12 protein-coding genes are annotated in these 13,020 nt (G+C 57.5%); 5 read left to right on the top strand and 7 right to left on the bottom strand.

Features of this window, described 5'->3' with window-relative positions:
* Positions 1-42: 42 nt before the first annotated feature.
* Positions 43-1,512 carry a phosphoethanolamine transferase gene (locus tag DFR38_RS02030; RefSeq protein WP_082693545.1) on the bottom strand — a complete coding sequence of 490 codons (1,470 nt, stop codon included), beginning with the start codon at positions 1,510-1,512 and terminating at the stop codon, positions 43-45.
* A 1,212-nt stretch (positions 1,513-2,724) separates the two neighbouring features.
* Between DFR38_RS02030 and DFR38_RS02020 the strand changes: the two genes are divergently transcribed.
* Positions 2,725-3,864, top strand: coding sequence for a response regulator (locus DFR38_RS02020; protein WP_082693543.1), 1,140 nt, complete (start codon positions 2,725-2,727; stop codon positions 3,862-3,864).
* Between the two features lie 281 nt (positions 3,865-4,145).
* Positions 4,146-5,210 carry a DNA-binding protein gene (locus DFR38_RS02015; protein ID WP_158527675.1) on the top strand — a complete coding sequence of 355 codons (1,065 nt, stop codon included), beginning with the start codon at positions 4,146-4,148 and terminating at the stop codon, positions 5,208-5,210.
* Between the two features lie 49 nt (positions 5,211-5,259).
* On the opposite strand, the gene DFR38_RS02010 is transcribed toward DFR38_RS02015, so the two are convergent.
* The 5 genes from DFR38_RS02010 to DFR38_RS01990 form a co-directional block, all read right to left on the bottom strand.
* Positions 5,260-5,742, bottom strand: a complete 483-nt coding sequence (locus tag DFR38_RS02010; RefSeq protein ID WP_059286765.1) for a GAF domain-containing protein — start codon at positions 5,740-5,742, stop codon at positions 5,260-5,262.
* A 119-nt stretch (positions 5,743-5,861) separates the two neighbouring features.
* A complete protein-coding gene (gene phbB, locus DFR38_RS02005; RefSeq protein WP_059286757.1) occupies positions 5,862-6,602 on the bottom strand; it encodes an acetoacetyl-CoA reductase in 741 nt (246 codons plus the stop codon).
* Between the two features lie 122 nt (positions 6,603-6,724).
* Positions 6,725-7,609, bottom strand: a complete 885-nt coding sequence (rsgA, locus tag DFR38_RS02000; protein ID WP_059286756.1) for a ribosome small subunit-dependent GTPase A — start codon at positions 7,607-7,609, stop codon at positions 6,725-6,727.
* Positions 7,606-7,932, bottom strand: coding sequence for a 4a-hydroxytetrahydrobiopterin dehydratase (locus DFR38_RS01995; protein ID WP_059286755.1), 327 nt, complete (start codon positions 7,930-7,932; stop codon positions 7,606-7,608). Before DFR38_RS01995 ends, rsgA begins: the two co-directional genes overlap by 4 nt.
* On the bottom strand, positions 7,929-9,176 hold the full coding sequence (locus tag DFR38_RS01990; protein ID WP_059286754.1) for a M48 family metallopeptidase: 1,248 nt from the start codon (positions 9,174-9,176) through the stop codon (positions 7,929-7,931). The genes DFR38_RS01995 and DFR38_RS01990 overlap by 4 nt, the downstream gene beginning before the upstream one ends.
* Before the next feature lie 73 nt (positions 9,177-9,249).
* Between DFR38_RS01990 and orn the strand changes: the two genes are divergently transcribed.
* From orn to DFR38_RS01975, 3 genes are all read left to right on the top strand, one after another.
* Entirely contained in the window at positions 9,250-9,795 is a 546-nt protein-coding gene (orn, locus tag DFR38_RS01985; protein ID WP_059286753.1) for an oligoribonuclease, read from the top strand.
* 140 nt (positions 9,796-9,935) lie between these two features.
* Entirely contained in the window at positions 9,936-11,588 is a 1,653-nt protein-coding gene (pgi, locus tag DFR38_RS01980; protein ID WP_059286764.1) for a glucose-6-phosphate isomerase, read from the top strand.
* Positions 11,581-12,084, top strand: a complete 504-nt coding sequence (locus DFR38_RS01975; protein WP_110312925.1) for a CinA family protein — start codon at positions 11,581-11,583, stop codon at positions 12,082-12,084. The genes pgi and DFR38_RS01975 overlap by 8 nt, the downstream gene beginning before the upstream one ends.
* A gap of 62 nt (positions 12,085-12,146) precedes the next feature.
* Here the strand turns inward: DFR38_RS01975 and nudC are convergent, their stop codons facing one another.
* Complete coding sequence (gene nudC, locus DFR38_RS01970) at positions 12,147-12,941, bottom strand: NAD(+) diphosphatase (protein ID WP_059285479.1); 795 nt, start codon at positions 12,939-12,941, stop codon at positions 12,147-12,149.
* Positions 12,942-13,020: the final 79 nt, after the last annotated feature.

Raw genomic sequence — 13,020 nt, 5'->3', positions numbered from 1 at the left:
GGTAAATTTCTGCCGATTTAATAGCGCCATCAGTCCTTACATTTAGCCGTCAATTATTTTTAAATTCGGTAAGGTTTTATAATCAATGAAGGCGCTGCCATTGTAAACCACATTATCCAAGCTGCGCATTCCATCCGAAGGAGTCTTGTACTCAATGCCAATCCTCTCGGAGAATTTCGATAAAAATGCAGAATTACTAAATTGACCATTTATTAATCTGTGCTTTTGAGATTTGTTGTCAATGATAAAAAATGGAATGTCGTAATTTTCTCTATAAGCATTGCCATGTCGAACCGGATTGCTTGAATTGTCAATGGTTAGCCCGTGATCTGAAAAATAAAAAATCACGTATGGCTTGCCATTTTGCTCTAGCATTTCGGTGGCTTTCTTTATGAATGAGTCGAGCTTTTGAATTGATGAAAGGTAGCAATCTATAATTTTATTCCCGGTATTGAAATTTAATGGATAAGACTGAAGTCTGTCGCATGGATTTGGATGTGAGCCAATCATGTGTGCAAATATAACTTTCTTTTCTTTGCTGCGAATTATGTTGTTTATATAGGGAAGCATCTGAAAATCATCGGAGTTTTTTGCGCTCTCATAATCACCGTTATTTAAAAAAAACTTGTGCTTGGCATGGTATGCAATAATTGTTGCAGGAGTGTCGAACTCTCCAATGCGCCCTTGGTTTGACACCCAGTATGTATCCAGGCCCGCCTTGTTTGATAAATTTACGATATTATTTGCGGCTTCTTTTTTATTTTCATCAAACTTTGCAAGTGTTCTTGGTAATGACAGGAAAGTATTTGGTGCTGGTGAAATTGCGTTGGTGTAAAAGTCACCATTGGCATTTTTTAGCCACGGCGTCGTATTTAGCGGATAGCCATAAACAGACATGTATTCACGCGTAACGCTTTCACCAATAATTACTAATATATTTTCATATTGTATATCTTTTTTTAGTATGGTGAATTGATCTTTGATTGAGATGCCGTTCTTCAAAATTTCCACTTCGGTCTTTGCCTCTGTGAACCGCATGTACGCTGCAATGGCAAATCGTTTGGGATATGAATTTACATTTAGTAAGATAAATGCAATAAGAAATAAATATTGGCTTTTTTTTGGATTCGAATTCCATGATTTAATAATATAAACCAAGAGAAAGATTATTGCCAGGAAGCATAAGATGAAGCCGATGAAATTTAGTTTGATAAACTCCATTGCTTCGGGTGTGTTTGTTTGCAAAAGTGATGCAGCATGGCCTATGTTTATTTTGCCGTAGGCGTGCCCGGCAGGCATGTATAAGATTGTAGGTGTAAATAATATAAATACCAAAATCAGTGCGGCTTTGCTTTTTCTTGCAACGGCCAATATGGCGAACGTCAGGCTTGCATTGCCAAGGTTGCCATATCCGGTATTGTATGGGGCAAGAAATGAAAAGGCTGTTGCAGAGATAAGCCAAATTTTATTGGTATATATATAGTTAATTATTTTGTTAAAAACTATTCTCACGGAGAATCTTTCTTCAATTTTATTTGTGTGTGATGTGTTTTTGTTTTGAAAATAATTTCAGGTAGGTAATGGTGCGCGGCACTTGCAAGTGCTACTGGCTTTTGCAAGGTTTAAGTTCAATATCCAGGGAGAAGGATCGGAAGTTGTAGTGAGCCTTTGTTGCATGTATATCGCTCCGCTAAAGTCGATGGTGCCTGATGGTAGAGATACTCTTCGTTAAATCAATAGATGGAGGTATCGGCTAACATGGAAGGGAGTGGCGGGGCGTGGCGGGACGGATCGTGACTGTATAAAAGCCCTAAATATTTTAGATAAAACTGATAGGTAAAAAGGAAAGAGCTTATGGATTGGTGGTCATTGCCTTCTTTAATAGCTTCCTTGCGCTCTACAAGGTGGTCAGCTGGGAAGTTGCTGAAATAAAAAAGCCGGGTTAAGCCCGGCCTTTAATATTATTGACAAAATATATCTCTCTATTTCCGTAAGAAAAGGGGGGCTTCTGCAATTGGTAAGGCAAGGTCTGGGGGTATAAATGAGAAGGCAGAAAAATCAGTCGACTTAGTCGAAAGGCCTGGCTGTGCTGAGGCGGGTGAAGTCGCAGCAAATTGCCTTGTCAGCAGCCTGCAAGGCCGGGTTAAGCCAGCCGTTTTGATTGACTGTGGCCAATACCACTTGCTTGCTGCCCAGCCAATAGCTGTGCCGCTTCATCCAATGCGGGCGCATGCGCACCATGCTGTCTGGCGGTGCAGGCCGCCGCTGCAGCGACAAAGCGCAGTGTTTGCGGTGGTGTGGCCTGAGGGTGCTGCAGGAGGTGGGTCATCTAGCTGTCCATGGCTGTGTCGCCGCAGCCTGCGGTGTCGGCCACGGTGACTGGCAGGGCGGCTTTGCCGGTACGCTGCACCTGCGGACGCAGTGTCATGCAGACGGCACCCCGGAGGAGGGTGCTGGCTTACGGGGCTGTCGGCGCAAGACAGCTGGGCGCTCGATGAATTCGCTCAGCCATAGTAGTGCTGCCTGCTGGTCGGTCTGGACGGCGATCAGGCCGGCTGGGTAGAGGCTGTCAGGCTGGGGGTTGGGCATGGGCTTGCCGATTCTGGGGTGGCGTGCGGTTGTGGACAAGTCCTGTTGTCGTTTCGGGTTTGTCAGGGTGTGTGTTGACAGCTATAGATGAGAGACAGGGTTCTGGGCTGATCAAGGGGGAAGGGTGTTGCGGGCATGAGCGAAAAAGCAAAAATATTGGTGGTGGATGATGTGGAAACGGTGCGGCGGCTGCTCAAGATGGGTTTGTCACGCAGTTTCGAGGTGGTGGATGCGGCCAGTGGCGAGGAGGCGCTGGCGATGCTGGGCGAGGTGCGTCCGGCAGCCATTTTGCTGGATGTGGAAATGCAGCCAGGCATCGATGGTTTTGAAACATGTCGCCGTATTCGGCTGCATGATGAGTTTGCACGGGTGCCGGTGGTGTTTGTGTCGGCGCGCGAAGCCATTGAGGATAGGCTGGCTGGCTATGAAGCCGGCGGTGAGGATTATGTGGTCAAGCCGTTTTCCGCGCCGGAACTGGTGGCCAAGCTGCAACGGTTGATTGATTCCACCGCGGAACGAGGGCGGCTGAATGGCCTGGCGCGTGATGCCAGCTGCGCGGCGATGGCTGCCATGCAGAGCATGGGAGAGATGGGTGCCTTGCTGGAGGTGGTGAAGCAGCTGGGTACTGCATCTTCTGTGCTGGAGTTGGCGGATGCCATGGTGGCTGGTGTGGCGCTGTATGGGCTGGAGGCCTGTGTGCAGCTGCGGGTAGCGACGGGTGTGCTGACGCGCTGTCGCGGTGGAGCGGCCAGCCCGCTGGAAGTATCGGTGATGGATCACCTGGTGGGCATGGGGCGTCTGGAGCAGTTCAAGACGCGCATGGTGATCAATTACCCGGTGGTGTCCTTGCTGGTGCGCGACATGCCGCTTAAGGATGAGGATCGTTGTGGTCGCTTGCGAGATCATCTGACCATGCTGGTCGAAACGGCGGATGTGCATGCGCGGGCGTTGGCGGCGCTGGCGCTGGCGCGGCAGCGTGATGAGGAAATTGTCCGGCTGGCTGTGTGCATGACCGGGGTGCTGGGGGAGGTGGACAGGGCGCAGCGGGATAATCTGGTATCGAGCCGCATTGCGCTGGAAAATGTGCGGCAGCGGGTGGATGTGGCTTATGTGTCGATGATGCTGACGACCAGTCAGGAAAACATGCTTAACCGGGCGCTGGATGAGGGGGTGGAGGAGTTGCTGAATTCGCAGGCGGATATTTCAGACTTGCAGAACCGCTTGTCGCAAATGCTGACAGATTTGCGCCGGGTGGTAGGGGGTGATGCGAGCTGATGTGTGGTGTTGTCTGGTAAGGCCCGGCCTGTATGCCGGGCCTTTTGTTTTGGGCGGTTTGGGTGGGGTGGTGCGGTCGTGCCGATTTGCTGACGATTTGGGATGGTGTCAGGGGTGGTTAATTTGCGCTGTGTTGTGGATTTTTTGGGTAATAACATCCGATAAGTATAGTAATCGGAAATAAACAAGTGTTGAGTGTAATAAAATAATGTAATACGTAATAAATAATATTTTATTCCTGTGTTAAGATGCCTGCACTCAACGAAAATGGCATGGCGGACATGGCAACTGACATCTATTCGCGTATTCGGCAGGTGGCTTTTGAATTGGTGGGTGAAGGGGTGTGGCCTACCGTGGTGGAAGTGCGCAACCGATTGGGCACGGGTTCCAATACCACCATCAACAACACGCTCAAGGAGTGGCGACAGGAGTTTCTGGCGCGCATGGCCAGTTCCGCCCGCCATCCGGATTGGCCTCCTGGCCTGGCCGAGGCGTTCAGCCTGATCTGGCAGCAGTCTTGCACGGCGGCCGAGCAGCAATGGGAAGCGGTGCGGCAGGAGGCTGAGCAGCAAGTGGCTGAGGCGACTCAGGCGCAGGCGGCGGCCCAGTCGCAGTTGGAAATAACACAGGCATCCTTGCAATCGGCCTTGCGTGAGCTGGAGCTGCGCGCTGCGCGTTTGCAGGAGCTGGATGGCAAGCTACAGTCTGCCGAGCAGCGCCATCTGCTGCTGGAGTCCAACAGTCAGCGGTTGGGCGAGCAGCTGGAAGCCAGCAGGCTGGAGGCGCAGCAAGTGCGTCGCGACAGTGACGAGCGGGTGGCCGAGCTGGAGGCGCGGCATGAGCAAAGGCTGCAAGAGGCGCGGCGGGAGGCCGAGCGGCGGGAGAGTCTGGCTTATGAGCGGCTGGAGGGCTTGCGGCTGCGCCTGTATGAGCAGGTTGAGGAGGAACGCAAGTCCATGAAGCTGGCGTCGGCGGCCTTGCAGGAAGAATTGCAAGCGGCGCGGCGCCAGGTGCTGCAAGTGGAGCAGGTCTGGCGTGAGCGGCTGGCCGAGCGTGATCGCGAATCCGGCAAGCAGGCAGCGCGTCTGGAAATGCTGGAACAGCGCACTATCGAGTTGCAACAGGCTGCCGAGCGCCAGTCGGTGCTGGCGGAGCAGGCCAGTGCCCGGTTGCTGGATATGGCGGGGGAGAATGCGCGCCTTGCCGGGGAGATGGCGGCGGGGCTGGAGCGGCACTGGCAGCGTCTGGCTGCTGCCATGCATGACGCGCGCGAGGATCTGGCGGTGCTGGACGAGGCGGGAATGCGCGAGTGGGTCAGCCGGCAATTGCAATTGCCGCTCGCCTGAGCAGGCAGTCAAAAAGCAGATGCGTGATACATCTGCTTTTTTGCGAGCGCTAAAACAGGTGTTGCAGTGCCTGGCAGATGGTTTCCAGGTATTGCGCGTCGGTGGTGTCAAACTGGTCGAGCCGGGTGGAGTCCACGTCCAGTACTGCGACCACTGCGCCGGCAGCATTGTGTACGGGGACGACGATCTCCGAGCGGGCGCTGGATGAGCAAGCAATATGGCCGGGGAAGGCGTCGACATCCGGCACGATCAGCGTACGGTTTTGTGCCCAGGCGCTGCCGCACACTCCCTTGCCATGCGGGATGCGGGTGCAGGCAATCGGGCCCTGAAAAGGGCCTAGTACCAGCTGCTGGCCCTTGACTAGGTAAAAGCCGGTCCATAGCCAGTCAAAGCTGGCATGGAGTGCGGCTGCCAGATTGGCCAGGGCAGCAATCTGGTCATCCTCGTATTGCACCAGTGCCTGCGCCTGCGGCAGCAGGGTCTGGTATTTTTCTTCCTTGGTTTCGCCCTGAATGGTCAAATGTTCAGCCATGTCTTGCTCTGATGTGAAATTCAAGGCCGTCAGCATAGCAGAATGCCGGTCATCAGGATGGCAATAAAAAACCCGGCGCAAGGCCGGGTTTTTGTGCGGTATTCCTGGTGGAGTGAGGCTTACATCATGTGCTGGCCGCCATTGATGGCCAGGTTGGCGCCGGTCATGAAGCCGGCAAGGTCGGAGGCCAGGTAGTTGATCAGGCCGGCAATTTCTTCCGGCTTGCCCAGGCGGCCTACCGGGATGTTGGCGATGATCTTGTTGCGTACTTCTTCCGGTACTGCCATCACCATGTCAGTGGCGATATAGCCCGGGGAAATGGTGTTGACGGTCACGCCCTTGCGCGCCACTTCCTGCGCCAGCGCCATGGTGAAGCCATGCATGCCGGCCTTGGCCGCAGAGTAGTTGGTCTGGCCAAACTGCCCTTTCTGGCCGTTGATCGAGGAAATATTGATGATGCGGCCAAAACCGCGCTCCACCATGCCGTCCAGTACCGGCTTCACCATATTGAACAGCGAATCCAGGTTGGTCTTGATGACGGCGTCCCAGTCGTCCTTGGTCTGCTTCTTGAAAGTGCCGTCACGGGTAATGCCGGCATTGTTTACCAGTACGTCCACTGCCCCTACCTCGGCTTGTGCCTTGGCCAGCATGGCGGCGCAGGCTGCGGTATCGGTGACGTCACACTGGTAGGCATGGATGTCGGTAAAGCCCAGGCCCTTCATGTCGGCCAGCCAGGCTTGCTCCTTGCCCGGCTTGCTGTAGGTGGTGATCACGGTATGGCCGGATTCGGCCAGAGCCTTGCAGATGGCGGTGCCAATGCCGCCCATGCCTCCGGTTACGAGTGCGATGCGTTTTGTCATGATGCTGGCTCCTTGTCTTTGTTGGGGCGAAAACTCGCTGATCTCGAAGTCTGATATGACTTTTTTCTTACCAGAATATGAGTCCTGCACCGAATTGTAAACAGGCCAGATGACAAAACGTTTTATGCCGTATGATTTAACAATTCATTACTTAAACGTTGTAGTAAATCCAGCCTTTGCCGGGATATCGTGCCATCTGCTGCCGCCTGCTTGATCGCGCAATCCGGCTCCTTGCGGTGGGTGCAATTGTGGAAGCGGCACTGGCCGATCAGCGGGCGCATTTCCGGGAAGTAGTGCAGCAGGTCGGTGGCTTGCAAATGCTTGAGGCCGAATTCCTGCAGGCCGGGGGAATCGATCAGGTCGCTGCCCGGCGACAGGGTGTCCAGATGATAGAGCGTGGCATGGGTGGTGGTGTGCTTGCCGGAATCCAGGGCCTCGGAAATGTCGCCGATGCGGGCATTGGCCTCGGGCAGCAGGGCGTTGGTGAGGGTGGATTTGCCCATGCCGGACTGGCCGACAAAAACGCAGGTTTCTCCATCCAGCAGCGGCAGCAGCGGGCTCATGTCCTGTTTGGCGGACAGGGTGATCATCTTGTAGCCGAGCGCGGCATAGGGCTGCAGCTTTTCGATCAGTGCGGCGGTTTCCGGCAGGTCGGCCTTGTTGACCAGGATGACCGGGTCGATGTCGGCGGCCTCGGCGGCGATCAGGCAGCGGTTGAGCAGCTCTTCGCTGGGGCTGGGGACTGCGGCAATCACAAACAGGATGCGGCTGACATTGGCGGCAATGACCTTGGTTTTCCAGTCGTCCTGGCGGTAGAGCAGGCTGCTGCGCGGCAGGCTTGCCTCGATGACCGCCTGTTCCTTGTTCTGAATCAGGATTTCCACGCGGTCGCCGCAGGCGAAGTCCACCCGTTTGCCGCGGGTGGAGCAGCCGTAGGTCTGGCCTTCGGCTTCCACGATGAAGCGGCGGCCATGGCTGCGGATGATCTGTCCGATGGCTGCTCTCATGCCCGGCCTTGCAGCGCTTCGGTTTTTGCCGCGCAAATGAAGTCGTTGAGGGTCAGGCCACCGGCATCGTGGGTGCTGAAGTGCACCACGGCGCGGTTGTAGTGCACCGACAGGTCGGGGTGGTGGTCTTCCTGATGGGCAATCCAGGCCAGGGCATTCACAAAGGCCATGGTCTGGTAATAGTCGTCAAAGCGGAAGGTCTTGCACAGCTCGATGCCTTTGATTTCCCAGCCTGGCAGGGTGGACAGGAATTGATTGATGGTGCTGGAGTCCAGCGGGCTTTTGCCGTGCTGGGCCTCGCAATGCAGGGTGAGCAGATTCATGGATGGTCTCCTTGCAGGTGGGCGATGCGCAGGCTCGCCGGGGGGTGGGAGTCGTAAAACGCCGAGTGCAGCGGGTCTGGTGTCAGGGTGGAGGCGTTGTCACGATAGAGTTTGACCAGCGCGGCGACCAGATGGTGCGCCTCGGACTGGCTGGCGGCAAATGCATCCGCCTCGTATTCGTGACGGCGTGACAGCAGGCTGGACAGCGGCGTCAGCGGAAAGGTGAAGGCCGGCACGGCAAGGAAGAACAGAATCAGTGCCATGGCGGTGCTGGGGGTGCTGACGCCCAGCGCCTGGTAGAACCAGCCGGCATGCAGCAATTGACCCAGTATGAACAGAAAGCCCAGCGACAGGGCAAAGGCAAAGCCGATGCGCTTGACGATGTGCTTGCGTTTGAAGTGGCCCAGCTCGTGTGCCAGCACGGCTTCGATTTCTACTGCTGACAGCTGTTTGAGCAAGGTATCAAAAAAGACGATGCGCTTGGCGCTGCCAAAGCCGGTGAAATAGGCATTGCCATGACTGGAACGACGCGAGCCATCCATCACGAACACGCCCTGGCTGGTAAAGCCGGTACGCGCCAGCAGGGCTTCGATGCGCTGTTTCAGTTCCAGGTCTTCCAGTGGCTGGAAACGGTTGAACAGCGGGGCGATCAGTGTCGGATACAACGCCACCATCAAGAGCTGGAAAGCCGACCAGACCAGCCACACCCACAGCCACCACAGCGGCCCGGCCTGCGCCATCAGCCACAGCACCAGTGCCAGCAGTGGCAGGCCGATCAGCGCGCCAATGGCACTGCCCTTGATGGCATCCAGCACGAACATGGCCAGCGTCATCTTGTTGAAGCCGAAACGCGCCTCGATGCGGAAGGTGCTATACAGCGAGATAGGCAGGCTGATGGCGGAGGTGAGCAGGGCCAGGGCCGTCACCAGCAGCAGGCCGCTGCCGATGTCGCCCAGGTTCAGGCTGCTGATCTGCCGCGCCAGCCAGTCGAGTACACCGCCCAGCGTCAGCACGGCGATCAGGGTGGTGTCGATGACGCTGGACAACAGGCCGAGCCGGGTTTTGGCCATGCTGTAGTCGGCGGCATGCTGGTGCTGCTGCAGCGTGATGGCGTCGGCAAACTCGGCCGGTACGCGGGCACGATGGCGTGCAATATGGCGGATGTGGCGCCAGCCCAGCCACAATTTGAGAATCAGGGTCAGCGCCAGAGCGGCCAGGAAGAGATAGCGGAATGCCTCGGTCATGATTTACGCAGGTGGGTTTGCCGCCACGGCGGCAATGAAGGAAAATGCTCGGGTTTCGCAAAGATTGGACAGTATGGCACAAGATCAGAACAACCTCATCTGGCTCGACATGGAAATGACCGGGCTGAATCCTGAAACCGACCGCATTATCGAAGTGGCGATGATTGCCACCGACAGCCAGTTGAATGTGCTGGGACAGTCGCCCGTGCTGGTGATTCATCAGCCGGACAGTGTGCTGGACGCCATGGATGACTGGAACAAGAATACCCATGGCAAAAGCGGCCTGATTGCCAGGGTCAAGGCTTCCACGCTGAGTGTGGCCGAGGCCGAGGCTGCGCTGCTGGCCTTCATGGCCGAGTATGTGCCGGCGCGTACCACGCCGATGTGTGGCAACACCATTCATCAGGATCGCCGTTTCATGGTGCGCTGGATGCCGCAGCTGGAGGAGTATTTCCACTACCGCAATCTGGATGTGTCCACGCTGAAAGAGCTGTGCAAGCGTTGGCGGCCGGAGGTGGCGCGCGGCGTGGTCAAGCGTGGCAAGCACGAGGCGCTGGCGGATATCGAGGAATCCATCGAAGAGCTGAAATACTACCGCGAACACTTTCTCAAGGTGTGATGTAGTGCGGGCACTACGGTGGTAATATGCATTCTGCAAAGGGGACGCCAGTCCCCTTTATTCTTGCCAGCCCGGCCACTGGTGGCGGGGTGAATAAAGCACAGTCCAATTCCATTTTTGAATGCAGCCATTTCACGATCATGTTTGACGACAGCAAAACCGGCATCAATCACAGCCCCGTCTGGGCCAAGCTGCACCAGCACCAACGTGCCACCCGTTTCATGCAGATGCGTGAACTGTTCCTGGCCGATGCCCAGCGCTTTCAGCGCTTTTCCTTGCGGCTGGACGGCCTGCTGCTGGATTACTCGAAAAACCGCATTACCGAACGTACGCTGGAGCTGTTGATCGATCTGGCACACGAGGCCGAACTGCCGGACTGGATGCAGCGCATGCGCTGCGGTGAGCGCATCAATGTCAGCGAACGGCGCGCCGTGCTGCACACTGCCTTGCGCCTGCCGCAATCCGCCAGCCTGGTCGTGGACGGGCAGGATGTGGTGCCCGAGGTGCATGCCGTGCTGCAGCGCATGCGGGTATTCAGCGACAAGGTGCGCAGCGGCCAGTGGCTGGGCTATACCGGCCAGCCGATACGCGATGTGGTGAACCTGGGGATTGGCGGCTCCGATCTGGGACCGCTGGTGGTGAAGGAAGCGCTGGCGGCCTATGCCCATCCTGGGCTGAAAGTACATTTTGTCTCCAATGTCGATGGCCAGCATATCGCCCGTACGCTGGAGCAGCTGGACCCGGCGACCACCTTGTTCGTGGTGGCCTCCAAATCGTTTACCACGCCGGAAACCCTGCTTAATGCCGAGGCGGCCAAGGCCTGGTTTTTGCAGGCAGCCAGCCAGGGCGACATTGCCCGGCATTTTGTTGCCGTGTCCACCAATGCGCCGGCAGTGCAGGCCTTTGGCATTGATACCGAGCACATGTTCGGCTTCTGGGATTGGGTGGGTGGTCGCTATTCGGTCTGGTCGGCCATTGGCCTGCCGGTGATGCTGGCGGTGGGCTACGACTGCTTCCGCCAGTTTCTGGATGGCGCGCATGCCATGGATGAACACTTCTTCCATGCACCGCTGGCACAGAACATGCCGGTGCTGCTGGCGCTGATCGGCATCTGGTACAACACCTTTTATCAGGCGCACACCCACGCCATCATGCCGTACGACCATGGCCTGCGCCGCCTGCCTGCCCATATCCAGCAGCTGGACATGGAATCGAACGGCAAGCGGGTAGGGCGTTTTGGTGCGCCGCTGGATTTTGATACCGGGCCGGTGATCTGGGGTGAAGAAGGGGCCAATAGTCAGCATGCCTTTTTCCAGCTGCTGCATCAGGGCACCCGCTTGGTACCCTGCGATTTCATCGTGCCGATGAACAGTCATTACGGGCTGGAACAGCAGCATCGCGTGCTGGTGGCCAACTGCCTTGCCCAGTCCGAGGCGCTGATGCGCGGCAAGAGCGAGGCCGAGGTCATGGCCGAATTGCCGGACATGCCTGGCGAAGAGCTGGACATGCTGCTGCCGCAAAAGCTGTTTCCGGGTAATCAGCCTTCCAATACCATTGCGCTGGACAAGGTCACGCCGCGCACCCTGGGCATGCTGCTGGCGCTGTATGAGCACAAGGTGTTTGTGCAGGGCGTCATCTGGGGCATCAATTCCTTTGATCAGTGGGGCGTGGAGTATGGCAAGCAGCTGGCCCGGCGCATACTGCCCGAGCTGGACGCGGCGGCGGCCGCGCCTGCGGCACACGATAGTTCAACCCGCGGTTTGATCGAATATTTCAGGAGCGTGCATGGATAAGCAGGCAGCCGCGCTGGCGGCACAACTGGGCCAGCTGCTGCTGGCGCGGGGCGAAACGGTGGCGACGGCAGAATCCTGCACTGGCGGCATGATTGCCGCTGCGCTGACCGATATTGCCGGCAGCTCGGCCTGGTTCGGCTATGGCCTGGTCAGCTACAGCAATGAGGCCAAGCAGGATCTGCTGGGGGTGCAGGCCGCCACGCTGGCCGAACACGGTGCCGTGAGTGAGTCCGTGGTACGGCAGATGGCGGCCGGTGCGCGTGAGCGTGCCGCTGCGGACTGGGCGGTGGCGGTGTCCGGCATTGCAGGGCCGGGTGGTGGTTCGCCGGCCAAGCCGGTGGGCACGGTATGGCTGGCCCTGGCCGGGCCGGATGGCCTGAGCCAGGCCTTTGTCTGCCACTTTGCCGGCGACCGGGCGGCGGTGCGCCAGCAGACCGTGCTGACAGCGCTGGGCCGTTTGCGGCAGTTGATCGAGGACTGTGCGCTGTCGGCCTGAGCCTGCGGTGTGCCGTCAACAAAAAAGGGGAGCCATGGGCTCCCCTTTGGCATGACGACTGCTCAGGCTTGTGTTTGGCGCAGCCAGTCGCTGGTGTGGCGAATCAGCTGATAGGCCACCGATAGCTGGGCCGGGATGGTGGGCAGGGCGTCAATGTGATACCAGCCGGCGTCCTCGATTTCGCCAGGCTGCGGGCGGATGTCGCCGCCATCATACTCGGCAGTGAATGCCAGCATCAGTGAGTGCGGAAACGGCCAGGATTGCGAGCAGACATAGCGCAGGTTTTTCACCCGCACGCCCACTTCCTCCAGGGTTTCGCGGTGCACGCATTGCTCCACGGTTTCCCCGGGTTCGACAAAGCCGGCCAGGGCACTGTATACGCCGGGCAGGAAATGCGGGCTGCGTGCCAGCAGCAGCTCCTGGCCACGATAGACCGCCACCATCATGGCGGGCGACAGCCGTGGGTAGTAGAGCTGGCCGCAGCCGGGGCAGTGCTTGCCCTGATCGTGGCCGTGCTGTTGCAGCGGGCTGGCGCAGTGGCCGCAAAAACGGTGGGTATGCTGAAACTGGCGCAGCTGCGCAGCACGGGCGATGCCGGCGGTTTGCTCCGGTGGCAGTGCCATCAGCGCGGCCCGCAGCGGCAGCCACTCGCAATCCGGCGGTGGCGGGCCGATCAGGTCGGCCGCATACAGATTGCTGCCTTGTTGCTGGTCGATGAACAGACGGTTGGCCAGCGGCCAGTGGCGGGCGGCATCGCCAGGCAGTGCCTGGTTTTGCAGCAGCAGGCGCGGGCCATCGAAAATGCACCAGCGCGTGGGAAGATCGGGATTCAGGTGTTCGGGCAGTTCGAGCGGCATGATGGGGCTTTGGGACGCTAAGCTGCCAGTTTAGCTGCTGCGGGCGGCCATGTCTGCTGCATTGCACCGCCGGCTGTGT

It is taken from the genome of Aquitalea magnusonii (assembly GCF_003202035.1).
In the GTDB taxonomy this organism is placed as follows: Bacteria; Pseudomonadota; Gammaproteobacteria; order Burkholderiales; family Chromobacteriaceae; genus Aquitalea; species Aquitalea magnusonii.
The sequence above is the reverse complement of the archived record's forward strand: the minus strand, read 5'-3'. Positions and strand labels throughout refer to the sequence as shown.